This window comes from Desulfoplanes sp., assembly GCF_054921335.1.
The window spans coordinates 40,520-62,623 of the sequence record NZ_JBUDSQ010000002.1 but is presented as its reverse complement, the minus strand read 5'-3'; the positions used below and the strand labels follow the sequence as shown (position 1 = coordinate 62,623).

22 protein-coding genes and 1 tRNA gene are annotated in these 22,104 nt (G+C 56.4%); 15 read left to right on the top strand and 8 right to left on the bottom strand.

Annotated features, from left to right (window positions below; all coding sequences use genetic code 11):
- From ACY692_RS01005 to ACY692_RS00980, 6 genes are all read right to left on the bottom strand, one after another.
- A complete protein-coding gene (locus ACY692_RS01005) occupies positions 1–288 on the bottom strand; it encodes a DUF503 domain-containing protein (protein ID WP_462323464.1) in 288 nt (95 codons plus the stop codon).
- The gene (gene infB, locus ACY692_RS01000; RefSeq protein WP_462323463.1) at positions 285–2,867 is read right to left on the bottom strand and encodes a translation initiation factor IF-2; all 2,583 of its coding nucleotides are present in this window, start codon (positions 2,865–2,867) and stop codon (positions 285–287) included. The genes ACY692_RS01005 and infB overlap by 4 nt, the downstream gene beginning before the upstream one ends.
- A gap of 1 nt (position 2,868) precedes the next feature.
- Positions 2,869–3,078, bottom strand: coding sequence for a YlxR family protein (locus tag ACY692_RS00995; protein WP_462323507.1), 210 nt, complete (start codon positions 3,076–3,078; stop codon positions 2,869–2,871).
- A 152-nt stretch (positions 3,079–3,230) separates the two neighbouring features.
- The gene (nusA, locus tag ACY692_RS00990; RefSeq protein WP_462323462.1) at positions 3,231–4,559 is read right to left on the bottom strand and encodes a transcription termination factor NusA; all 1,329 of its coding nucleotides are present in this window, start codon (positions 4,557–4,559) and stop codon (positions 3,231–3,233) included.
- A gap of 96 nt (positions 4,560–4,655) precedes the next feature.
- Positions 4,656–5,123, bottom strand: a complete 468-nt coding sequence (locus ACY692_RS00985) for a ribosome maturation factor RimP (protein ID WP_462323461.1) — start codon at positions 5,121–5,123, stop codon at positions 4,656–4,658.
- A gap of 80 nt (positions 5,124–5,203) precedes the next feature.
- Positions 5,204–5,279 (bottom strand) — tRNA-Gly (locus tag ACY692_RS00980).
- Positions 5,280–5,494: 215 nt separating this feature from the next.
- Here ACY692_RS00980 and flgF point away from each other — a divergent pair.
- The 11 genes from flgF (at position 5,495) to ACY692_RS00925 (ending at position 16,212) form a co-directional block, all read left to right on the top strand.
- A complete protein-coding gene (flgF, locus tag ACY692_RS00975) occupies positions 5,495–6,223 on the top strand; it encodes a flagellar basal-body rod protein FlgF (protein WP_462323460.1) in 729 nt (242 codons plus the stop codon).
- An 84-nt stretch (positions 6,224–6,307) separates the two neighbouring features.
- Positions 6,308–7,093, top strand: a complete 786-nt coding sequence (flgG, locus tag ACY692_RS00970) for a flagellar basal-body rod protein FlgG (protein WP_462323459.1) — start codon at positions 6,308–6,310, stop codon at positions 7,091–7,093.
- A 13-nt stretch (positions 7,094–7,106) separates the two neighbouring features.
- Entirely contained in the window at positions 7,107–8,099 is a 993-nt protein-coding gene (gene flgA / locus ACY692_RS00965; protein WP_462323458.1) for a flagellar basal body P-ring formation chaperone FlgA, read from the top strand.
- Between the two features lie 49 nt (positions 8,100–8,148).
- Complete coding sequence (locus tag ACY692_RS00960) at positions 8,149–8,886, top strand: flagellar basal body L-ring protein FlgH (protein ID WP_462323457.1); 738 nt, start codon at positions 8,149–8,151, stop codon at positions 8,884–8,886.
- Positions 8,887–8,910: 24 nt separating this feature from the next.
- Positions 8,911–10,044 (top strand): flagellar basal body P-ring protein FlgI, encoded by a 1,134-nt coding sequence (locus ACY692_RS00955; protein ID WP_462323456.1) that lies wholly within the window; start codon positions 8,911–8,913, stop codon positions 10,042–10,044.
- A gap of 64 nt (positions 10,045–10,108) precedes the next feature.
- Positions 10,109–10,660 carry a rod-binding protein gene (locus ACY692_RS00950; protein ID WP_462323455.1) on the top strand — a complete coding sequence of 184 codons (552 nt, stop codon included), beginning with the start codon at positions 10,109–10,111 and terminating at the stop codon, positions 10,658–10,660.
- Between the two features lie 528 nt (positions 10,661–11,188).
- Positions 11,189–11,668, top strand: coding sequence for a flagellar export chaperone FlgN (gene flgN, locus ACY692_RS00945; RefSeq protein ID WP_462323454.1), 480 nt, complete (start codon positions 11,189–11,191; stop codon positions 11,666–11,668).
- Entirely contained in the window at positions 11,668–13,767 is a 2,100-nt protein-coding gene (flgK, locus tag ACY692_RS00940; RefSeq protein ID WP_462323453.1) for a flagellar hook-associated protein FlgK, read from the top strand. The genes flgN and flgK overlap by 1 nt, the downstream gene beginning before the upstream one ends.
- Positions 13,768–13,778: 11 nt before the next feature.
- Positions 13,779–15,542, top strand: coding sequence for a flagellar hook-associated protein FlgL (gene flgL / locus ACY692_RS00935; protein WP_462323452.1), 1,764 nt, complete (start codon positions 13,779–13,781; stop codon positions 15,540–15,542).
- Between the two features lie 11 nt (positions 15,543–15,553).
- Entirely contained in the window at positions 15,554–15,793 is a 240-nt protein-coding gene (csrA, locus tag ACY692_RS00930; RefSeq protein WP_462323451.1) for a carbon storage regulator CsrA, read from the top strand.
- On the top strand, positions 15,769–16,212 hold the full coding sequence (locus tag ACY692_RS00925; RefSeq protein ID WP_462323450.1) for a flagellar assembly protein FliW: 444 nt from the start codon (positions 15,769–15,771) through the stop codon (positions 16,210–16,212). Before csrA ends, ACY692_RS00925 begins: the two co-directional genes overlap by 25 nt.
- Positions 16,213–16,315: 103 nt before the next feature.
- Here the strand turns inward: ACY692_RS00925 and flgM are convergent, their stop codons facing one another.
- Complete coding sequence (gene flgM / locus ACY692_RS00920) at positions 16,316–16,618, bottom strand: flagellar biosynthesis anti-sigma factor FlgM (protein ID WP_462323449.1); 303 nt, start codon at positions 16,616–16,618, stop codon at positions 16,316–16,318.
- 43 nt (positions 16,619–16,661) lie between these two features.
- The gene (locus tag ACY692_RS00915; RefSeq protein WP_462323448.1) at positions 16,662–17,087 is read right to left on the bottom strand and encodes a DVU0524 family FlgM-associated protein; all 426 of its coding nucleotides are present in this window, start codon (positions 17,085–17,087) and stop codon (positions 16,662–16,664) included.
- 251 nt (positions 17,088–17,338) lie between these two features.
- Here ACY692_RS00915 and ACY692_RS00910 point away from each other — a divergent pair, with 251 nt between their 5' ends.
- The 4 genes from ACY692_RS00910 (at position 17,339) to ACY692_RS00895 (ending at position 21,985) form a co-directional block, all read left to right on the top strand.
- Entirely contained in the window at positions 17,339–18,190 is an 852-nt protein-coding gene (locus ACY692_RS00910; RefSeq protein WP_462323447.1) for an NAD(+)/NADH kinase, read from the top strand.
- Entirely contained in the window at positions 18,187–19,941 is a 1,755-nt protein-coding gene (locus tag ACY692_RS00905; RefSeq protein ID WP_462323446.1) for an ARMT1-like domain-containing protein, read from the top strand. The genes ACY692_RS00910 and ACY692_RS00905 overlap by 4 nt, the downstream gene beginning before the upstream one ends.
- Before the next feature lie 82 nt (positions 19,942–20,023).
- Positions 20,024–21,325: a murein transglycosylase A gene (gene mltA / locus ACY692_RS00900; RefSeq protein WP_462323445.1), complete on the top strand. Its 1,302-nt coding sequence runs from the start codon at positions 20,024–20,026 to the stop codon at positions 21,323–21,325.
- A gap of 36 nt (positions 21,326–21,361) precedes the next feature.
- Positions 21,362–21,985: a DUF4254 domain-containing protein gene (locus ACY692_RS00895; protein ID WP_462323444.1), complete on the top strand. Its 624-nt coding sequence runs from the start codon at positions 21,362–21,364 to the stop codon at positions 21,983–21,985.
- The last annotated feature ends 119 nt before the right edge of the window (positions 21,986–22,104 follow it).

The window sequence follows — 22,104 nt, the reverse complement described above, 5'->3', positions numbered from 1 at the left end:
TCAGGCTCCGAAGATTTCTATCCGCGTGTCCACAATCTCTTCCGACGTACTGGCCTCGATCATCGATACGGCCTTGGAGAGCTGGCTCTGGACCCGCTTGGTTTCGTTGGAAACGGTGACGGCGGCCAGTCCGAGCCGAGAGAGGGCGTCCTGACTGTCCACCTCGGAAACGGCCACGTTGAACTTGTTTTTCAATTTTTGTTTCAAACTGTTGGCGATACGCCGTTTTTCCTTGAGGGACTGGATCCCGTGCAGTCTAAAATCAAGACGGAGAATCCCAATGATCATAATGTCCGTTTTTCTTCGACCTCTTCAAAGGCCTCAATGATATCGCCTTCCTTGATGTCGTTGAATTTTTCCAGTCCGGTGCCGCATTCAAAACCCTTTGGGACTTCGCGGGCATCGTCCTTGAAACGTTTCAGGGAGTTGAGTCTGCCCGTATAGATGACAACACCGTCACGCAAGAGTCTGACCATGGCATTGCGCACGAGCTTCCCGTCGGTAACCCCGCAACCGGCAACCATTCCCACCTTGGGAACGCTGAACGTCTGCCGTATTTCGGCCTGGCCGAGGTAGACTTCCTTGATGGTCGGGGAGAGCATGCCGCTCATGGCATCCTTGATCTCGTTGACCAATTTGTAGATGATATTGTAGAATCTGATTTCGACCTTTTCCTGTTCCGCGACCTCTTTGACCTTGGCCGTGGGGCGGACATTGAAGCCGATGATGATGGCATTGGAGGCTGAGGCCAGGAGAATGTCCGATTCGGTGATCGCGCCCGTCCCACTGTGGATGATTTCGGTACGTACCTCCTCTCCAGAGAGCTTGTTCAGGGCGTCGATGATCGCTTCCTGTGACCCCTGGACGTCGGACTTGACCACCAGGTTGAGCACTTTGACCTTTTCTCCGGCCTTGGCGGCCAGGAATTTGTCCAGCGTGAACTTGGTCTCTTTGGCCAGCTCTTTCTCCCGCCGTTTTCCCTTTCTGGAATCAGAAATTTTGCGGGCCACTTTTTCATCGGCCACGACCACGAATTCATCCCCGGCGTCGGGAACCCCATCGAAACCCTGGACCTCGACGGGCATGGTCGGCCCGGCCTCTTTGAGCATTTTGCCCTGGTCGTTGAGGATGGCCCGTATCTTTCCGGAGTGCAGCCCGCAGGTGAAGGCGTCACCCTTGTGGATGGTCCCGGCCTGCATGAGGACCGTGGCTACGGCACCGCGGCCCTTGTCCAATCGGGCCTCGACGATATGCCCTACGCCCCGTCGGTTCGGGTTGGCCTTGAGTTCGAGGACCTCGGCTTGGAGAAGGACCAGCTCAAGGAGCCCGTCAATGCCCATTCTTTTCTTGGCCGAAACATTGGCGTAGATGGTGTCCCCACCCCAATCTTCGGGAACGAGTCCGTGCTCGGCCAGTTCCCGTTTGACCCTGTCCGGGTCGGCGCCTTCCTTGTCGATCTTGTTCACCGCAACCACTATGGGCACGCCCGCGGCCTTGGAATGGTTGATGGCCTCTCTGGTCTGGTCCATGACGCCGTCATCCGCCGCGACAACGAGGATGACCAGGTCGGTCACCTGAGCACCCCGGGCACGCATGGCCGTGAACGCCTCATGTCCAGGGGTGTCCAGAAAGACTATTTCTCCCCTGGGCGTGGACACATGGTATGCACCGATATGCTGGGTGATGCCCCCTGCCTCGCCTGATGTGATCTGGGACTTGCGGATGACATCGAGAAGAGATGTCTTGCCGTGGTCGACATGGCCCATGATGGTCACCACCGGAGGCCTGGGCAGCAGGTCCTCATCCTTGTCCTCGTGGACTGGAGCGAGAAATTCCTTTTCAGAAAACCCAATCTTTTCGACACCATAGCCAAAATCTGCGGCAATGATCGCAGCCGTGTCCGCATCAATGGATTGGTTGATGGTGGCCATGACACCCATGCCGATAAGATTCTTGATCAGGTCCTGGGCCTTGATGCCCATCTGTTGCGCCAGGTCCGCAATGCGGATGGCCTCGTCGATACGGATTTTTCGTTTGGTCGCTTTGATCGGTTGGGTTGTGACCATGGACTTTGTCGGGGCATGGTCGTGTCCCCTGCGGCGTCCTCGCTTGCCCCGGGACTTGCGGCCCCCAACGAGCTCGGGCTTGGCGGTTTCGGCCTGACGGACCTTGCGATAGAGTTCGTCCGCTTCGACCGTACGGCGGTGCTTCTTTTTGGACGGTTTGGATTTTTTCTTCTCGCCCGGTGTGGTCGTGGCAGCGGGGACGGTCGGTTCCTCTGAGGGGTCGGGCCGGGAAATGATTTTTACTTGGGGTGTGGGTTGGGGGGCTTTTTTCTTCTTCGTTTTTTTCCGCTTCCCCCGTTTTTTCTCTGCGGGCTTTGGCTCTTCGTCCTCGGCCGGTGCGGGGTGTTCTTCCGGGATCTCTTCCGGGATCACTTCCTTGGGCAGACTACCGGCCTCCTCCGTCACTGGAGGATGGGGGGAGGCTTCGGATGGTTCCGGCTGAGCCCCAACCCGGGGTGTACTGGATTCTTGTTCGGGAATGGAAGGGGCCTGGGTGGAAGAGGGCTCCGCGGGGGTCTCCCCGGAGGGTTCCGTGGTTTCAGTGGTCGTCTCGTCTATGGCTTTTTCCTGTGGTTTGCGGGCCGGTTTTTTTCGTCGCCGGACAATGACCCCCGACCGAACACGTTTTTTTTCAACCGAAGGCTCCTGGCTTTCCTTGGTAAACATATTTCGGGCCAGCTTTGCCTCGTCCTCGGTCAATCCGCTCATGTGACTCTTGACATTGACATCGAGCTTGCGGAGCAGGTGTATCAGCTCCTTATTTGAAATGCCGAGTTCACCTGAAAGATCTCGTACTCGCATTTTAGTTGTCATAGTGTTCCCCCCTACATTTCTTCTGCCAGCCCCTGAATTTATTGAACTTCTTCATGCAAACACTGCTTGTGCACAGGTAGAATCCCCGTCCCTGGCGTTTTCCGGCCGGGTCGACCTGCAGAGATGTTCCGTTTTCTTGGGGACACGTATACCGTGTCATTTCCGCTTTGGGTAACCGTTTGCGGCATATCACGCACATCCGGATCGGCACATGCTTGTGTGGGGCATGGTTTTGCGGCTCGATCTGAAAAGAGTGTACTTGTGGATGCATAGCAGGTGAAAATTGTTTTTTTCTGATAGTTACGCGATTAGGTTATGTCGTGAATGGCTATGATGGAAGAATGTTTCGGTTCAGTCTTCCGGCCCCTTTTCCAGGTCGTCTTCCTGTCCCTCTTCCAGGCCGTCTTCCTGTTTCTCTTCCAGGCCGTCCTCCGCCGGAAGGTCGTCTGGAGATTCCTTCAATAGATTGGCAGCCGATTTAAGATCGGCAACGTTTTCCTCGCCGATCCCCTCGATATCGAGGAGTTCTTCTTCCGGGCTTTGGGCCACGCTGTCCACGTCCTCAAAGCCCGCCTCCAGAATGTTTTCGACATGGATATCCGCGGCGTTGGCCAGTTGCTCCAGTCCCTGTCGGCTTTGGTTCATTTCTCCATACCGGCTTTCGGTAAAGATATCGACCCGCCAGCCCAAAAGCTTAGACGCCAGCTTCACGTTTTGGCCCTTGCGGCCAATGGCCGGTGTGAGCTGATCATCGGGAACGACCACCTCCAGGGTTTTTTCGTCATCGTCCACGGTAATCCTCGAAATGATCGCCGGCGAAAGTGCGTTGACGGCATACGTGGTGATATCGGGATTCCACAGGACAATATCGATACGCTCTCCCCGGAATTCCTGGACGATATTCTGGATACGCGACCCCTTGACCCCGACACACGCCCCTACCGGGTCAACGTCGGTTTCATGGGAGATGACCGCGACCTTGGCCCTGAGGCCGGGATCCCGGGAGACGCCCATGATGGTCACGATGCCGTCGTCGATTTCCGGGACCTCCCTTTTGAACAGGGCCTTCATGTACTCGTGATGGGACCTGGAAACCACAACCTGCGGGCCGCGTCCTTCTTGTTTGACGTCCACGATATATGTCTGGACCCGGTCGCCCTGGCGGAAACGTTCCCTGGGGATCTGTTCGTTTTTGGGCAGGATGGCCTCGGTACGTCCGAGATTGATAACCCACCCATTGCGGTCCCTGCGCTGGATGATCCCGTCGACAATGTCCCCGATCCGGTCCTTGTACTCCTCATAGATGATTTCGTGTTCCGCATCGCGCATGCGCTGGATAATGACCTGCTTGGCCGATTGGGCGGCTATTCTTCCCAGGTCCTCTATCTCCATGCGGAATCCGATCTCGTCGTCCAGCTGGACGTTGGGGTCGTGGAGCTTGGCGTCCTCGAGCGTGATTTCCCGGGCTGGGTCCGTGATCTCGTCGGCCACGACCTTGAACTGGTAGACCTCGATGTCACCGACCTCCTCGTTGAAACTGACCTCGATATCCAGGTCGTCACCGTATTTCTTGACGACCGAAGCCCTGATGGCCTCTTCCAGCGTATCGATGAGGAGATCGCGATCAATACCTTTATCCTTGCTGATCTGATCGATTGCTTTTTTCAAGTCCATGCCCATAAAAATTCTCCGCTTCTACCTAGAATCACGCATGATTCGGATGACGTTTGGTTAAAAGAGTAACGTTTTCGGCTCCCCTGTCCGTACGTTCGATCACTATCCCCTGAATACGAGTCCGGCCTTGCGGATTTCGTCCCAGCGGAACACGTGTTCACTCCCGTCTTCAAGCACGAGGGTGAACGAACCTTCCTCACAGGAAGCCAGTTTCCCGTTGAATTTTTTGCGGCCGTTGCGCGGGGAATGGAGGGTAAAGGCGACCTGGTTCCCGAGATACGGTCCAAGTTGGTCCGGAGAGAAAAAGGTCCGGTCGAGACCGGGAGACGAGACCTCGAGGGTGTACCGGCCCGGAATGATATCCTCGACATCCAAAAGGACTTCTGCGTGCCTGCTGAAGGTTGCGCATTGGTCGACATCCACACCCTCCGGGGCATCGATGAAAATACGCACAACCTTGTGTTTGGGCGAGGCCAGGGCGGGTTCTATCCCCCAGAGGTCCACCCCCTGTTCTCGGCACAGGGGGAGCAGCAGGTCTGCTAGCTGTTTTTTTAATATATCTATTTGCATTTGCTTACAAAAAAAAAGTGGACCGCATTGGTCCACCCCCGATAACCCTACCACATCGGTTATGTTACAGCGATTAGGAGTGGAGCGGATGACGGGGTTCGAACCCGCGACACCAAGCTTGGGAAGCTTGTACTCTACCAGCTGAGCTACATCCGCCCGAAAAACAATTTCCTTTTGTCGATTTTTGTTTCTTTGTCAACCTCTTTTCCGTTCGGGGTCCTATTTTTGGCCCGTGGGTTGTCGCCTGGAGGGGGAGGTCGGAAAAAAATGCCCCCACGGCCCGCTGCCCGCGGATAGGTGGACGGAGAGATGGGGACTTTTCCGGTTGGCAGGTATATTGCTTGAAGGAAGGACAACGGAGGATATAGAAGATGCAGTCAGCAGTGTATAGCGCGGTTTTCGGGGGCACGACCCAGGCAAAGAGCCTCGATCTGATCGCCAATAATTTGGCGAATGTTAATACGACCGGATACAAGAAGGATGCATTGTCTTTTTGCAATGTGTTCGAACAGCAAGCCATGGGCGGAGACGTCGAGGTGTCTAAGACGCGGATCGGGGCCGTGGACATCGATATGAGTCAGGGGGGGCTGCGGAAAACGGACAATCCTCTCGATTTCGGCCTGGATGGCGAAGGCTTTTTCAAGGTCCGTACGCCCGAGGGGATACAGTATACACGCAACGGTATTTTCAGGCTTGATCCCGACGGGACCATCGTTGATCCCCATGGCAACCCCCTGCAGGGGCAGAACGGAGAATTACGGGTCCCCCGGGGAGCCGACCTCGTGGTCAATGGTGCCGGTCAGATCCTGGTAGACGGAGCGCCGATGGGCCGGATCGATGTGGTGACCTTTGATGATCTACAGGGACTCGAACGGATCGGTCAGCATCTCTTCCGGAGGCCGGACGGTGCGCCCCTCAAGGAACTGGAGGCGACAGATGCTCAGGTCTGCCAGGGGTTTTTGGAGGCCTCGAATGTCAATGTCGTCCAGGAGATGGTCCGAATGATAGGGGTCTCTCGTAATTTCGGGGCGGAACAAAAGATCATGACCACCTCTTCGGGGATGGACAAAAAGGTCATCGATACCGTGGGCAAGGTGTGATGGCGACCCCGAACCTGCGTCCTGCGAGAATCTGTGGGTGGGCAGGAGTATGACGATAATGTATAATACGAGGAGAAATGCGCTATGATGCGATCATTGTGGACTGCGGCTTCGGGAATGGTAGCCATGCAGAGGAATATCGACGTGATTTCGAACAATCTGTCCAACGTGAGCACCACCGGGTTCAAGAAGAGCAGGGCGGAGTTCGAGGATCTCATGTACCAGAATCTGAAGATCTCCGGGGCCCAGAATGTCTCGGGCGATCGTCTTCCCACGGGCATCCAGATAGGCATGGGGGTCAGGGCGGTGGATGTACACAAGATATTCACCGAGGGAGACCTGAGCAATACCGGAAATCAGCTCGATGTGGCCATCGAAGGGGACGGCTTTTTCAAGGTCGAGGATGCCAACGGCGATGACGCCTACACCCGGGTGGGTTCGTTCAAACTGAACACGGACGGGGAACTGGTCACCTCCGGCGGGTATAGGCTCCAGCCCAACTTCACCGTTCCCGTGGAGACACAGAATGTCGTCATTACCGAGGATGGGCATATTTCCGCCTTGGACAAGAACGGCGAGTCGCTGCAGGAAGGGGACATCCCGTTGTATACCTTCATCAATCCCGCGGGGTTGAGCGCCAAAGGGCGCAACCTCTATGTGGCTACCGAGGGGTCCGGTGACCCGGTCGAGGGGACACCGGGGGAGAACAATGTCGGTACACTGGCCCAGGGGTTCGTTGAATCTTCCAATGTCGACCTCGTGGAAGAGATGGTCAACATGATCGTTGCCCAGCGGGCCTATGAGACCAATTCCAAGGCCATCTCCACATCGGACAAGATGTTGCAGACGGCCAATCAGATGAAGCGATAATAAAGGTGGAGCGATGGATAGGAAAATGTGCCTGCGTTGTCTTTTTCTGTGCATGATCGGGCTCCTTACGTGGGGAGCCGTCATTCCTGCCGGCACGAACGCCGCGGTTGGACAGGACGTGGATCGGATCGTGTTCCACGAGTTCGTCTGTGTCCCGGGGGAGAACATCACCCTGGGCGACCTGGCCGTTGCCAATGGGCCGGAATCTTCCGTGTATATGGATCATTTTGGTTCTGTGTCCGTTGCCCCGGCCCCGTCCCGGCCGGGACACCGTGTCATTGTCACCGGAGCCATGATCCGGCAGGCCCTGGAAAAGGCGGCACCGGTCCCGGGGGCGTGCGAATTACCCTATCAGATCCAGGTCCAGCGTGGTGGCCGAGTGGCCGGCGGAAGGGAGATCAAACAGCGGGTCGACAAATTTTTGACGAATGCCCTGGCCCCATTGAAGGGTGAAACCGTGGTCCGCGAATACCGTATCCCGGACCACATTTTCATGGATGACCCCGAAGGCGAGCTCGGCATGGAATGTCCCCGCGGGGTCGACCCGGGCCGTGTTTCCTTCCGGATCAATGTCGTGGGTGCGCATGGAACTATTGCCAGGCGTATTTCCGCCAGTGTGTTCGTGGATGTCTGGGTGACTGTTCCCTGTGCCAACCGGCCGTTGGCCAGGGATCGGCGGATTGGTCCGGGAGAGGTGCGTTTCGAGCGCAAGAATCTGGCTTATCTCAGGAGCGGGGTATGGAACGGCCGTGGCGGCCCGTGGCGTGTTGTCCGGCCTATGGGGACCGGGGAGGTCGTGTACGAAAAAAATATCGAATTGCTGCCGGATGTCATCCAGGGGGCCAGGGTCTCCCTTGTCTATGACGGCGAGACCATCCGTTTGGAGGTCCCTGCCGAGGTCATGGAGGACGGACGGGTCGGCAGGACAGTCACGGTCCGTAATTTGCAAAGTAACAAACAGGTTCTTGCCCGTGTCAAAGACAAGAACACCGTCGTCGTCAATTGAAGCCGTCTATATAGGGGTACGCACCAACCGCTGCCAAAGGAATTGTCCCATGAATGATGTCTATCTGTCGCATGTACCACACCGATTGGAACGTAAAGGGGTCTCTCTTACAACCGTGTTCCTCCTTTGCGGACTCGGTTTGCTCCTGGGTTCCATCGGGTGCGCACCCTCGCAAAAACATGCCCTGCCGGAGCCCGTGTATACTCCGGCCGAGGAATCCCTCCCCAAAGGGGAAAATCCGGGGTCCCTCTTCGATCCCGGTCAGGCGGACTATCTTTTTGCCGACAGCCGTGCCCGCAGGGTCGGTGATATCGTGACCATCAATATCGTCGAGAATACCGTATCCAAGAACAAGGCCTCCACGGACGCGAACAAGGAGTCCTCTCTCGATCTCGGTGTCCAGAATTTTATGGGAGATGGCTACCTCAAGGGGATCCCTGTGGGAACGACACCGGCGATCAAGGCTGGATCATCGAGCAATTTTTCCGGTGACGGCGAAACCAAACGAGAAAATTATCTGACCACGACCGTGTCGGTCCGTGTCGTGCGTGTCCTGGCCAACGGGGTCCTCGAGGTCGAGGGCGGGCGTGAGGTCAGGATCAACGACGAGACACAGATCGTGGTCGTCCGGGGGATCATCCGTTCCCGGGATATCGGACCGGATAACTCCATTCTCTCGACAGCCATGGCGGATGCACGGATAGAACTGTATGGAAAGGGGGTTCTGGCGGACAAACAGAAACCCGGCTGGCTGACCAGGATTCTTGATAACGTGTGGCCCTTTTAGACTATGAATACAGGTGGATGTTCCATGCGAGAAACATTTGTTACAGTCCCGTATCCTCTTTGCAGGATAGTCTTGTCCCTTGTGGCCGTGGCGATCACCGTCCTGGGGGGACCTTCCGGTTCCCATGCTGTTCGGCTCAAGGACATGGCCTCCTTCAGCGGGGTCAGGACCAATCAGCTGGTCGGATACGGCCTGGTTGTCGGTCTCTCGGGCACGGGAGACAAATCCGGCACCCAATTCACCATCCAATCCATGGTCAATATGCTTGAGAAGATGGGGGTCCGTGTGGACCGGGACAGCCTGAAGGTCAAGAACGTGGCCGCCGTCATGGTCACGGCCAAAATGCCCGTGTCCGCCAGGCCCGGGGCCAAACTGGACGTTCTGGTATCCTCGGTGGGGGATGCCTCCAGCCTGTACGGAGGGGTTCTCTTGATGACTCCGCTCAAAGGGATAGACGGGAAGGTCTATGCCCTGGCCCAAGGTTCCCTGGTGCTGGGGGGGTATTCCGCCGGTGGGGATGCGGCCCAGGCGTCCAAAAATACGGCCACGGTCGGACAGATCCCGGGCGGGGCATCGGTGGAACGGGGCGTACCCTTCCGGTTCAACAAACAATCGTCCATGCTCATCCATCTCAATGGCAGGGATTTCTCCACCACCCAGCAGGTCGTTGGACGGCTCAATGCCGTTCTGGGCGGCACGTATGCCCGTGCCGAGGACATTTCTTCCATCCGGCTGGATATACCGGAAAGGTTCCAGGGAAATCTCGTCCCTTTGATGGCCTCCCTGGAAAATATCGAATGTTCGCCGGACACCAAGGCCAAGGTGGTCATCGATGAACGGACCGGGACGGTGGTCCTGGGCAGTAATGTAACCCTGTCCCAGGTCGCGGTGACCCACGGCAATCTCAATGTGGTGGTCAAGGAAACGCCCAAGGTCTCCCAGCCCAACCCCTTTGGTCAGGGACAAACGGCCATCACTCCGGACACACAGGTCAAGGTCCGTGAACAGACCAAACGGCTCGTTCTCGTTGAAGGGGCCAATATCCAGGAACTGGTCAACGGGCTGAACGCCATCGGGGCCACGCCCAGGGATATCATGTCCATTCTGCGTGCCCTCAAGGCGGCCGGGGCGTTGCATGCGGAACTTGAAAGCATATGACGCCGGTATGGACCAGAAGAGTGTCTCCAGACAAACAACGTGATCGCACGTAACGAGGTGGAATATGGGTATCACCAATACGTCATCAATCCAGGCACAGGATCTTGCCTCCCTGCAGGACCAGGCCAAGCTAAGAAGGCTCAGGGAAGAGCTCGGGCAGGGAGCTGACAAGGAAAAGAAGCTCAAAGAGGCCACCCAGGGGTTCGAGTCCATTTTCATGGCCAAGATGTGGGAGCGTATGCGGGCCACGGTCCCCAAGGACGATTACCTGCATAGTAAGGAAGAGGATTTTTATCTGTCCATGTTCGACCGTGAGCTTTCCCAGAAGATGGCTGACGCGGGGGGCGTGGGGCTTGGCAAGATGCTCTATGACAGTTTGAAGAACAATCTTTCCGAGGCGAGCCAGAAGTCCGTGCCCCTGGAGCCTCTGGGGGCCCGATCGACCCCGTTGAACCCTTTGCCCGTCCGTAATGCCGGCCCCGAAGACCCCCCGAGGCCCCGGGTCCATCCGGCCAACGATCAGGGGACCATGCGGGAACTCGAACAGCTCATCCAAAAGATCGAGCAGGAGCATGGGCCAACGGATCCCGGAGCAAAGTTGACCCAGGATGTGTAGCCCCGCGTTTCGGGATGGATAGCCGGGCCCATCCCCATGTAGGCGGGTGGTGCGGGAAGCATGTTCTTGGCAGTGCGGTTCCGCAGTCTTTCCATGGATCCCCTTTTTCCTTGGCCCATACGGGACGGGATGGAAAAGGGGATCTTCTATTGGTTGCCCGTTTTTGGAAAGAGACCGGCCGGTCATGGCTGACGCGTGGATACCGGACGACACACCGGGCAGCGGCGGTTTTGCCGGTGGCTGGGGGCCGTCCTGGGCGGCAGGATCCCTTCTTGGAGGTTCCCGGACCGGGGTACCATGGGTTGGTCAAAAAAATGTCGTATGCAGGGCGGGGAGCCCCCTTCTTGCCGTGTTGTGGCCCGGTCCAGGGGCAATGTTTGCCCCTGATTGATGAAAAATTATTGAAATATTGTATGTTTATATTGTTGGAGACAAAATTGCATATTTTTTAATGCCGGATTCTTTTTCCCGGCGTGCGATGGGATCTTCAATACATAACCTGTTGGTGAACTTCCAAGGAAACCGGGTATGCACGCATATATCATCCAAAGCCTTTCTCGTCAGGTCAAGGGACTCGTCCTCTTGACGACACTCCTCAAGCGGGAGCTGCAATTGCTCAAGGAGGATTCTCCGCAATCCGTCGCCGGGCTGGAATTTTCCATCCAGGACCTTCTCCGGCAGATAGCTGCGGAACGTTCCCTTGTCCGTCGGTGTATCCACGGGATCGATCCCGGGGCGGACAGGCTTTCGGCGATCACGGGAACCTTTGGGGAGGAAGAGCAGGAGATACTCCCCCAACTCATAGCCGAGGTGGACCGTCTCCAGCAGGGGTGTGCCCGCAATGCCTCCATGAATGCGGAAATCGCCCTCGCCCTGAGGGACCAGTCCACTTCATTGCTCTCTTTTTTCCGTAAGCAGGTCACCCCCAAGCAGCAGCATACCTATTCCAACCACGGGACCTGGGCATCCCAGACCCGGACGGCGACCCTTATAAGTGGGAGACTCTAATGGGCGGTATTCTCGGGACCATGGACATTGCCCGGCAGGCCCTCAATCTGTCCCAGACCCAGATCGAGGTGACCGGCAACAATATCGCCAATGCGGATACCCCCGGGTACAGCCGGCGCAAGGTCAACGTCGAAGAAAACCGTCCCATCAGCACCTCGCCGGGCCAGATCGGTACAGGGGTCAATGGAACGGAAGTCGTTCGTATTTTTGATGAATTTGTTGAAAACCAGTATACGGAAAAGCTTTCCGAGCAAGAAAAGTGGAGCGCCCTGAATACCAACCTGAAGAGCGTGGAGATGCTCTTCAATGAAAACCAGGAAGGGCGGCTGAACGATGTCATGGCCCAGTTTTTCAAAGACTGGCAGGACGTCTCCCTGCGTCCTGACGACGCCAATGTGCGTAGCGCCCTGCTGGGCAACACCCAGAGTCTTCTCGAGACTATGGGCTTGCTGGCCGAGGACCTGCAGGATCTCGAGGACCGCATGGATGGATATATCGCCCAGGAGGTCGAGGATATCAATAATATCGTCCAGCAGGTCGCGGAATTGAACAACCAGATCCAGGTCAGTGAACAGCCCGGGATCAACGCTAACGTCTCCCGGGACGAGCGGGCCCTCAAGATCCGTGAACTTTCGGAAAAGCTGGATATAAATTGTATCGACAATGGCGGCGGGAACCTGACCATCACCACCGGGGGCGGTCAGACCCTGGTGGATGGGAGTTCCTATTTTCTCCTCGGGACGCAGGAGCCCAAGGCGACCGCCCATTTGACCGACGGTTCGAGTTTCGACACCGACGGCCAGATCTATTTCTCAGGGTCATCGAGTTACGAATATACGCTCAAGGCGGTAACCACGGGCGCGGTCGACGGTGGGGCCACTTTCAACGTCTCCCTTGACGGCGGACGGACATGGCTCAAGGAGGATGACGGCACTGCTCGGGAATTCGAGGCCACGACCTATGACAACCGGATCAGCCTGCCGGGCGGAGAGCTGGAGGTCTGGTTCGGCACCCAGGATGATATGGGTGGGGTTCCAACCAATGATCTCGAACAGGGGGACATGTTCAACATTGTCCCCAAGGACGGCGTTTACTGGCACGGTGGTGAGACCATGTCCACGAACGTCACTACCCAGATATATGTCAACGGCGAGGCCAACTCCTCCCGGATCACCGGAGGGAGTCTGGGCGGCTATCTGGCCTTTAGGGACGATTACGTGGGCGGATACCGGGAGCGTCTCGACGCCCTGGCCGGGGGACTGGTCTGGGAGGTCAACGCCATCCACAGCCAGGGAAGCGGTCTCCAGCCGTTCACTGATGTGGCCGGGACCTATACCGTGACCAATACGGGCGAGGAACTCGGGACGCCCGGGTCGGGACTCACCTTTGAGGACAAGCTCCAGGCCGGGAATCTGTCCATCAGCATACACGACACGACTTCAGGGGAGAGCGGTGTCAATGTGCTCGACTTTAGTGGGGGTAATTTTGATCCGCAAAGCCACTCACTCGAAGATGTTCGGGATGCCTTTGATACTATCGATGGCCTGAGCGCGACAATCCAGAACAACAAACTCTATCTCCAGGCCGATTCCGGGAAAACCTTCTCTTTTGGTCAGGATTCCACAGGGTTGCTGGCCGCACTGGGGATCAACACCTATCTGGAAGGGGGGGACGCCTCGTCTCTGGCGGTCAATTCTGTTGTGGCTGGAAATCTGGATTATATCAATGCGGGGCAACTCGATGCCTCGGGCAGGATGGATTCGGGGAGCAACGTCGTTGCCCAGGATGTCGCGGCCTTGCAGTACACAGGGGCCTCTTTTTCCACCTTTTCAAGTGAAACGAGCAACCAGACCCTACAGGATTATTATGCCGCCCTGGTCAGTGGTGTCGGTGCGGACACGGCCCGGTCCGATTTCAATCTTAATTACCAACAGAGCCTTGCCGACGATCTCAGGTCGCGTCAGGATTCCATTTCAGCGGTCAACCTGGATGAGGAGATGAGCAATCTGATCAAGTTCCAGCAGTCCTATTCGGCCGCGGCCAAGCTTATCACCACGGCGAACCAGATGTTCGACACCTTGTTGTCCATGAAGAATTAAGGAGAATACCCATGCGGGTGAGCCACCGTTCCATGTATGCCAATTTTTTGACCAACATGAATCAGTCCACATCGGAACTGATCGAGTTGAACAATAAGGCCTCGAGTCAGAAGGATGTGAACAAGCCTTCGGACGATCCCCTGGGAACGGCCCGGATCCTGGCCTATAGGGATTCCCTGTCCAGTTTTGACCAGTATTTGGAAAATATCGACACGGCCACGGGATGGCTGAATCTGGCCGATGAAACCCTGGTCCAGGCGAGTGACCTGGTCACCCGGGCCAAGGAGATCGCCGAGCAGGCGGCCACCGGAACCCTGAATGCGGACAACAGGGATATCCTGTCCTATGACATGCGCCAAGTATTCGATCAGATGATCAGCCTGGCCAATACCAGTTTCGGGGGCAAGAGCATCTTTGCGGGGCAGGATGTGGGTGGGGACGCCTATGAGCCCGGATTGACGGTCTATGACGGGGACGGTTCTGTGGACCCTTATGTGGAGACGATCACCGGGACAAGTGACCGTTCCGTCAAGGTGCAGTTTTTGGAAGGGGGCGAAACGGGTACGGACAATATCGACTACAAGTACACCCAGGATGGGGGGAAGACCTGGGTCGTAGGGGAGCTCGACAGCTCTGACAACAAGCTCGAATTGGTCGATGGAATGTCCGTGACCCTGCGGGACGGGTATGGTGTAAGCGATGGGACCTGGCTGACGGTTGCTCCTACGGCCGTATATACGGGCGGCAATGACGACCAGGCAGCAGTGACGTCGTCTTCAGAAGATTTTAGTGCCGGTTCCCGGGGGGCCTTCGAGCGTGATGTGACCGTTGAGATCGTATCCGGAGATCTGACCACACCTACAGACGTGACCTATCGCTATAGGTATGACGACGGGAGTCCATGGACCGATACCTTCACGGCCAAGGAGACGTCGGTCGGAAAGAGTGTGATCGAGCTCCCGGGCGGCGAGCTCACGATCGATGGCAGCGGGGATGTTTCCGGGCTCGGACTGGACGTCCACGCCGGGACCGTGCCGGTCATGCAGATGGGGAGCGATGTCAATGCGTACGCTGAAGGCGGGTTCGATCGGCCGATCATGGTACGCATCGATAACGATCCGGCTGCCTTTGAGACGGCAGGAGACAGTATCGAGTATTCCTACAGCCTTGATGGCGGGCGTTCCTGGGTCACGGGCAAGGAGGCGGACAATGACCAAGCGCCTGCTGAGCTCCTTGTGCCCGGCGGGAGTCTCAAACTCGCAGCGAAAGGCGGGAACAACGATCTTGCCCAGGGGGACCAATTCGTCATCCAGCCCAAGATCGCGGATCTGGCCGTGGATATTTCTGCGGACAACCGGTTGGCCATGAACAATGTCGGTTCGGATATCTTTGGAGGGTCGCTGGAATACGGAACCGGGGACTACCATTCCCTGCAGGAAGACGGCTCCAATCTGTTCGTGACCATGGGGAGGCTCATCGCGTCTCTTGAAAACAACGACCAGTCGGGCATCGCCGAATCTCTGGAGGACCTGTCCGTTGCCCAGAACCGGTTGATGAACCAGGCCGCTGACGTGGGCTCCAGGGAGAATAGACTCAGCATGACCAAGAAGATTCTTTCCGGCCTCCAGCTCAATCAGGAGGAGAGATTGTCCAATATCGAGGACGTGGATATCGCCGAGTTGATGACCGATCTGAACAAACAGGAGATTGTTTATCAGGCGGTGTTGACATCTTCCTCAAGGATCATGAAGATGAGTCTTCTCGATTACATCTAACCACACAACCCATGCTCATTCTTTCCAGACGTCCGGGTGAGAGCCTCCACCTGGGAGATGATATCAAGATCACGGTCCTGTCCATCAAGGGACAGCGCATCAAGCTCGGGATCGAGGTCCCGGACGGAATGCCGGTGTACCGTGAGGAGATATACGAAAAAATCCAGGAGCAAAACAGAATGGCCGCCCAGACCCTGCAGGACGACCTTCTTGCCGTGACCAAACTATGGAAACCAAAACAGAACAAGTAATCGTTTCCCGGCTCGGGGAAAGACGGATCGATCTTGACAAAATCATCTCTTTTCCCAGGGGAATCCTCGGGTTTGAAACCAGTCGGCGATTCATCCTTTTCAAGATCCGTGAAGACTCACCTTTTTTCCTGCTTCAGGATGTGGATGACAGTGCTATCGGTTTGATCGTCACCGATCCCTTTGAATTCCTCCCGGACTATGCACTCAAGGTTGAGGACTGCGACGCCGCCCTTTTGGGAACCTCAAATGTCAATGAACTTTCGGTTATCGTCACGGTGAACATTCCCCCGGGCCGGCCGGACAAGACCAGTCTCAATCTGTGCGGCCCCATCCTTATCAACAATCCCGCCAGAGTGGGCATCCAGGCCCCACAACTCGATCCGGGAATGTGCCAGCCGATCCTGCTCAAGGACCTATAGGGGGTCCGGGCCGGAACCATACGTCCCCCCCCAAACCAGAGGCCGCCAGGTGGTATCTACCTGGCGGCCTCTGGTTTGGGGGGGCTTGTACATTGTACCGGTGTTATCCCCAGATATCCAGGTCTTCCTTGACTATCTGGGCGGCGATCTTTTCCGGATCCGGGGAGTAGTCGCCAGAATCAATACGTTCCTTGAGTCCCTGGATTTTTTCCGGACGGGTTGATGGCGCGGAAGATGCGTTTTCCCCTGCGGTCTGGAGAAGTTTGGCCCTGTTTGAGAGGGAAACGGTATCCGGATGGTTTTCCGGGGTCTTGCTGGCCGTTCCACCCTTCTTGGCGTTCTTTGTTTCAGCCACCGAAGTGTTGGTGTAGCGATCAATCTGGGCGGTTATGCTCTGTATATCCATGGTATGACCCCCTGGTGGTGAAGGGAGGATTGCTGTCCCCATTCTAGGGACAGATCATAGTCCTTCCGACCTTTTCTTGTATGATTTCTTGGGCACGTGCCAGCACTAATGCTTTTTCCTCGTCGGACAGGGTGACCGTGCCTTCCTTGAGGCGGCGTATGATCTGCACTTCCTTGTCCTGCGGACCAAAGGAAAAAATGAGTTCGATGGGGAATTCCCTGTCCAACTCGGTCTTGATTTCCTGCACGATGGGGTTGGTACTCCCTGAACCAAGAAGATTGTCCAAGATTTCCTTGGATATCTGCTGGACCAGCCGGCTCCTTCTGGACTGGTCGGAAGCACCACCACCCCTCTCCTCCCCGGTAAGGGGGGAGATGTATTTTTTGATGCGCTCGATCCGCTGACCGTTGCCGATCTGTCGGTCATAGCTGCGCATCATATTTTTGAGCATGTAGGCGTGGGTGATCATGGCGTCCCTATATTAGATATCCTCTCATATCCATTATCGGCCAGACCCGGGATTACCTTTAGCTTTTTTTTGTCCGGTTGGAAACTCTTGGTCGTTTTGTCGTTTTTTACATTTTTTCGTGTGCACATGGATGGAAGGCTACGTCCGTAGCTGTACGCTGGGTATGGAACGAGACTGACGATGAGCAAGCCTGGGACGGGCGGGCCTATCTTTCCTTGAATCCTGGCCCATAGTTGGCTAGATAGACGGGCATGAACGCAACGATCCGTCATATTATCCTGGTTATCAAGTCCGGACACGAAAAAGCCCGCGCACTGGCCCTGGAAATCCAGGCCTGGATACGTGCACGCGATATAAGTACCCACGTGGTGGTGAACAAGGAAAACTGCGACCTTCTTGGGGGTGGCCAGAGAAGGCCGGACTGTGTCATCGTCCTTGGAGGGGATGGGACCATGTTGTCCGTAGCCAGGAAGGTCAACGGCCACAACATCCCCCTGCTCGGTGTAAATCTCGGTAATGTCGGGTTCCTGACCGAGGCGTGTTCAAAGACGTGGGAGCAGATGCTCGTCAACCTTTTGTCCGGCAAAGTGGCCGTCTCCTCCAGGGCTGTTTTGCGGTATACGTTATACAGGGATGACGAACCTTTTTGTTCGGGCAAGGTGTTCAACGATCTTGTGGTCAACAGAGGGTCCCTGGCGAGACTGGTCAATCTGGCGGTCTGTTTCGGGACGGAGTGTCTGGGTCATGTCCGGGCCGATGGGCTGATCGTATCCACCCCAACGGGATCCACGGGATATTGCGTCTCAGCAGGGGGGCCTCTGGTCTATCCGGAGCTGGATGCTTTCATCCTCACGCCCATCTGTCCCTTCTTGAACACCTTCGCCCCATTGGTACTCCCGTTCGATAGCCCGGTGTCCATCACGGTCAACCCGAACAATGCCGAGACATATCTCACACTGGATGGACAGCAAGGGGTTTGCCTGCAAACCGGAGACCGGGTGGAAATCGGCCGGGCGCAGACAGGCGTCAAGCTCATCCACGCCCCAACCTCTTCGTACATCGCCAAATTGCAATCAAAAGGGTTTGTCAGGGAGCGCCCATGAGTAGCCTGCCCTATTTTTCTTCAACCACGGAACTTTTTTATGGTACCGATCCCCATCTCGACGCTTGGCTGCTCTATTTCTTCACCGAAAACAATATCGAGTATGCGGTCAAACCCGACCTGAACGCCTCTCCCGAGCAGATCCGGTTCATGGTCGATATCCAATCCAACCAAGTTTTTGCGCCTTGTTCGGATTGGATGCTCAAGAACCTCTTGGGCACGGAGCTGACCACCCCCCTTCGGGAGGAGTACCGTTACGAATGGCGGTTGCTCGTGAGGCTGGTGCATGAAAATATCAAGGACAAGTATACGCGCAGAAAGATCCTCTCTCTGTCCCGTCACAAGTTCAGGGATGCCCTCGGATCGACCTTTCTTATCCCCTCACGGTTGCTCAAACACCTGGTGACCATCTTTCTTAGCCAGTGCGGGATGGACGACCCCATGCGGGACCGGAAGCGGCTAATGAACAAGCGGGCCAATGATTTTATTTATAGCCAGGCCTTTACCGGTTATCTGAGCGCCTGCCCTTCCTCGACCCTGGGGTGCCAACGTATTCAGGACTTGCGCTGGGAATTGGATATTCTGGAACTCAAGCGCCTTTTTAGTCTCTCGACCTGCAACATGATCTGGGAAAAGGATATCGATGCCTTAGACGCCCGTCGGTTCTGTGATGAGACCAATGGGTTCGACACAAAGTTCGATGCGGTGTTCCGCCCCCTGATCGGTCCCCAGGCCCTGCATCCTCTGCGCATTCTTTTCATGCCGGATACCAGTGGGGGGATCATGTTCGATCTATTGATCATCAAATCCCTGCTCAGGCAGGGGCACCGGGTTGTACTGGCCCTGAAGGAAGGATTCTATTTCGAAAGCCCGACCTTCTGGGACAAGGAATCCGATCCTTTTTTCGCCATGGGACTTAGTGAGGCGGTTTTTCTTTCGGACAACGAGGTTTCCAAGAACAAACTCCTGAAGACCCTGCGGGAAAATTCTTTTGTGGTCATCTCCGACGGCACGCGGGAACGGCTCAATCTGTACCGGACGAGCGTGACCTTTGCCCGGTCGTGGAAAGAGTCCGATCTGGTCATCGCCAAGGGATCGCGCAACTACCGTCGCTTGATCCTCAATACCCATTCCTTTACCAGGAATATCATCTCCTACTTCCGCCATCCCGATGGACGATTGGGGTTCTATCTCAAGAAACGTTCCCCTCGGGTGGTCAAGATTACGGAAAAACAGATCCTGAGCAAGGCGGAAAAGATCATGAGTGCCATGCGCAGGAAACGGTCCGAGGGGGAGCTGGTCATGTTCTACAGTGCCATAATCGGCAGCGTTCCCGGCCAGCTCAAGACCGCCAAACGGGTCCTGAACACCTTTGTGGGGTATCTGCGGAGCAAACTCGGCGGGGCCTTGATCATCAACCCCGCAGAGCATTTCGAGCAGGGCATGGACGGGGATGATCTCATGTACATGTGGGAAAAGGTGCAGCGTAGTGGGCTCATTGACGTGTGGCGGTTCCAGACGGTCACCGACATCGAGAAGAGTTTCGAACTCATGGGAGAAAAAGTTCCTTCCGTGTGGATGGGCAAGGACGCCACTTTTTCCACCGGGTGCACCAAGGAGATGCATATTGCCCTGGATGTCCAGAAGAAACATCCTGAATTGCAGATAATCGGTCCGAGCCCGGAGAAATTTTTCCGTCGCAGGGACTATGGGATCGGCAAATACTTTGATACCTCCCTGGACAGGACGTGAACGCGGATGGGGCGTTCAAAGAACGGGGAACCCATTGTTTCCGTCGACAAGGGGTGCCGAGCGGATGAAAGGAGGAACGGCAATGAATGGGAAGCGTCTGCTTTTTCTGGCCATGGTTGGCTTGGCCGCATTGGCCGCGCTCATGGCTGCGGGGTGTGGCAAGCCGGCTCCTCCCCGGCCTCCCGTCCTCGTCAAGGATACGGGCAATGGGACCGCAGATGCGACCGGAGGAGAAAAATCTGCGGAAGCGGTTGCCGGATCGGCTGAAAAGGAGTCCCCCCCGGGATATGTCCGCCTCACCTTGCGGGAGAAGGAAGACATGCTTGCCCGTTTGTCCCTCGCCCGGCAAAAGCTCGGGTCCTGGCAAGAACTGCGTCCAGCGCTTGCCAGGAGTCTTGCCTACCTGCGGAACAAACCGGACCAGGCCATCGCCTTTGGGGCCGACAGCTTGACCTGTACGTGGAAGGATCTGCAGGAGACCGTCGCGGAGTTGATCCGTCTGTTGCCCGAACTCGATGAACACCCGGCCTATCTCAAGGACCGATTCGATTGGTACCGTTTGGCCCCCCCGACCCTCATGACCGGGTATTACGAGCCCCTTATCCATGCCAGTCCTGTCCCGTGTCCTGAATATCCCTTTCCCCTGTACGGGATCCCCAAGGATCTCAAGATCGCGGATCTCGGATCGTTCCATCCCCGCTGGAATGGCCAGAAGTTGGTCTACCGGATAACGGACGGTCGGATCAAACCCTATCATAGCAGAGAGGCCATCGATTCGGACAGGGCCCTGGAGGACCAAGGGGTGGAACTTGCCTGGGTGCGGGATCTCGTGGACATCTTTTTCCTCCAGATCCAGGGATCGGGCCGACTGGTCTTTCCCGACGGTTCCGTCCGCCATGTCCTCTACGCAGGAAAGAACGGGCACAGGTATGTTTCCCTGGGCAGGGTGCTCATCCAAAAGGGATACATGAGTCCCGAGCAGATGAGTATGCAGGGGATCAGGACCTTTTTGAAGAACAGACCGGGCATGGTCGAGGATCTTCTGAACACCAACCCGAGTTATGTTTTTTTCCGTCTTGCCGATGATGGGCCCTATGGGGCCATGGGGGCGACCTTGACCCCGCTTGTCAGTGTGGCCTCCGACCCTGCCCGGGTGCCCCTCGGGTCGGTCCTTTTACAGCAGGTCCGTTTGCCTGGAATGCGCCAGGATCCAGCCGGAATGGTTCTTTTGGGCTTGGCCCAGGACCGGGGCGGGGCCATCAATGGGGACCATGTGGATCTTTTTTGTGGGGCCGGGGAGATGGCCGCATTTCTCGCCGGCCACATGCAGGAAAGGGCCGACGTGTGCATCCTGATCAGCTCGGGCAAACTCGCTCACCAATAACCAAGGCCGGAATACACGGTTCCGGCGCGGATACATATGGATACTCTGTCTGAAGTACAAAAGCTCAAAAATGATCTTGGAGCATGTTGGGCCGCCCAGTTGGAGACTGTCGCCCTATGGCACCACGGGGTGCCGGAATCCATCGGATTGTCTGGATTGACCGGTTTGGTCCTTGCCCAGCACCTGTGCAATTTTAGACTGTGGCACGTCGAGGACCGGGCCCGGATCAAGGATGTCGACGGTGGGGTTATCGCCGAGTGCAAGAGGGAGATCGACGGTCTGAACCAGAAACGCAACGATCTTATCGAGCGGATCGACGAGGAGATCATCACCCGTGTGGGCTCCTTTCTCCCCCCTGACGCGGCCCATAGATACAATACCGAGACCCTGGGCAGCGTACTCGACCGGCTGTCCATCCTGAGTCTGAAGATATTCCACATGCAGGAACAGACCGAGCGGGGGGATGTGGACAACGACCACATCCAGAGCTGTCGGAACAAATTGGCCACCCTGCAGGAGCAGCACCGGGATCTGTCCACCAGTGGGCTGGAACTGATCGACGATTATGCCCGCGGCGTGAAGCGCCCCAAGGTTTATTTCCAGTACAAGATGTACAATGATCCCAATCTCAATCCACAGCTCTACGGGCAGGAAGGATGAGCATGGATCGGTCCGCATATTCCGGCATGGAAGGGGCCACTGTTCCGGATTCCCCCCGTGTGCGATGTGCATGAACCGCGTTTTTCAGGGGCACCCTAAAGCCCCTTTCCTGCGCCGGG

What these genes read in the sequence shown, in the direction of transcription:
- ACY692_RS01005 (WP_462323464.1), bottom strand. Translation starts at nt 288, where the DNA reads ATGATCATTGGGATTCTCCGTCTTGATTTTAGACTGCACGGGATCCAG.
- infB (WP_462323463.1), bottom strand. Translation starts at nt 2,867, where the DNA reads ATGCGAGTACGAGATCTTTCAGGTGAACTCGGCATTTCAAATAAGGAG.
- ACY692_RS00995 (WP_462323507.1), bottom strand. Translation starts at nt 3,078, where the DNA reads ATGTGCGTGATATGCCGCAAACGGTTACCCAAAGCGGAAATGACACGG.
- nusA (WP_462323462.1), bottom strand. Translation starts at nt 4,559, where the DNA reads ATGGGCATGGACTTGAAAAAAGCAATCGATCAGATCAGCAAGGATAAA.
- ACY692_RS00985 (WP_462323461.1), bottom strand. Translation starts at nt 5,123, where the DNA reads ATGCAAATAGATATATTAAAAAAACAGCTAGCAGACCTGCTGCTCCCC.
- flgF (WP_462323460.1), top strand. Translation starts at nt 5,495, where the DNA reads ATGCAGTCAGCAGTGTATAGCGCGGTTTTCGGGGGCACGACCCAGGCA.
- flgG (WP_462323459.1), top strand. Translation starts at nt 6,308, where the DNA reads ATGATGCGATCATTGTGGACTGCGGCTTCGGGAATGGTAGCCATGCAG.
- flgA (WP_462323458.1), top strand. Translation starts at nt 7,107, where the DNA reads ATGGATAGGAAAATGTGCCTGCGTTGTCTTTTTCTGTGCATGATCGGG.
- ACY692_RS00960 (WP_462323457.1), top strand. Translation starts at nt 8,149, where the DNA reads ATGAATGATGTCTATCTGTCGCATGTACCACACCGATTGGAACGTAAA.
- ACY692_RS00955 (WP_462323456.1), top strand. Translation starts at nt 8,911, where the DNA reads ATGCGAGAAACATTTGTTACAGTCCCGTATCCTCTTTGCAGGATAGTC.
- ACY692_RS00950 (WP_462323455.1), top strand. Translation starts at nt 10,109, where the DNA reads ATGGGTATCACCAATACGTCATCAATCCAGGCACAGGATCTTGCCTCC.
- flgN (WP_462323454.1), top strand. Translation starts at nt 11,189, where the DNA reads ATGCACGCATATATCATCCAAAGCCTTTCTCGTCAGGTCAAGGGACTC.
- flgK (WP_462323453.1), top strand. Translation starts at nt 11,668, where the DNA reads ATGGGCGGTATTCTCGGGACCATGGACATTGCCCGGCAGGCCCTCAAT.
- flgL (WP_462323452.1), top strand. Translation starts at nt 13,779, where the DNA reads ATGCGGGTGAGCCACCGTTCCATGTATGCCAATTTTTTGACCAACATG.
- csrA (WP_462323451.1), top strand. Translation starts at nt 15,554, where the DNA reads ATGCTCATTCTTTCCAGACGTCCGGGTGAGAGCCTCCACCTGGGAGAT.
- ACY692_RS00925 (WP_462323450.1), top strand. Translation starts at nt 15,769, where the DNA reads ATGGAAACCAAAACAGAACAAGTAATCGTTTCCCGGCTCGGGGAAAGA.
- flgM (WP_462323449.1), bottom strand. Translation starts at nt 16,618, where the DNA reads ATGGATATACAGAGCATAACCGCCCAGATTGATCGCTACACCAACACT.
- ACY692_RS00915 (WP_462323448.1), bottom strand. Translation starts at nt 17,087, where the DNA reads ATGATCACCCACGCCTACATGCTCAAAAATATGATGCGCAGCTATGAC.
- ACY692_RS00910 (WP_462323447.1), top strand. Translation starts at nt 17,339, where the DNA reads ATGAACGCAACGATCCGTCATATTATCCTGGTTATCAAGTCCGGACAC.
- ACY692_RS00905 (WP_462323446.1), top strand. Translation starts at nt 18,187, where the DNA reads ATGAGTAGCCTGCCCTATTTTTCTTCAACCACGGAACTTTTTTATGGT.
- mltA (WP_462323445.1), top strand. Translation starts at nt 20,024, where the DNA reads ATGAATGGGAAGCGTCTGCTTTTTCTGGCCATGGTTGGCTTGGCCGCA.
- ACY692_RS00895 (WP_462323444.1), top strand. Translation starts at nt 21,362, where the DNA reads ATGGATACTCTGTCTGAAGTACAAAAGCTCAAAAATGATCTTGGAGCA.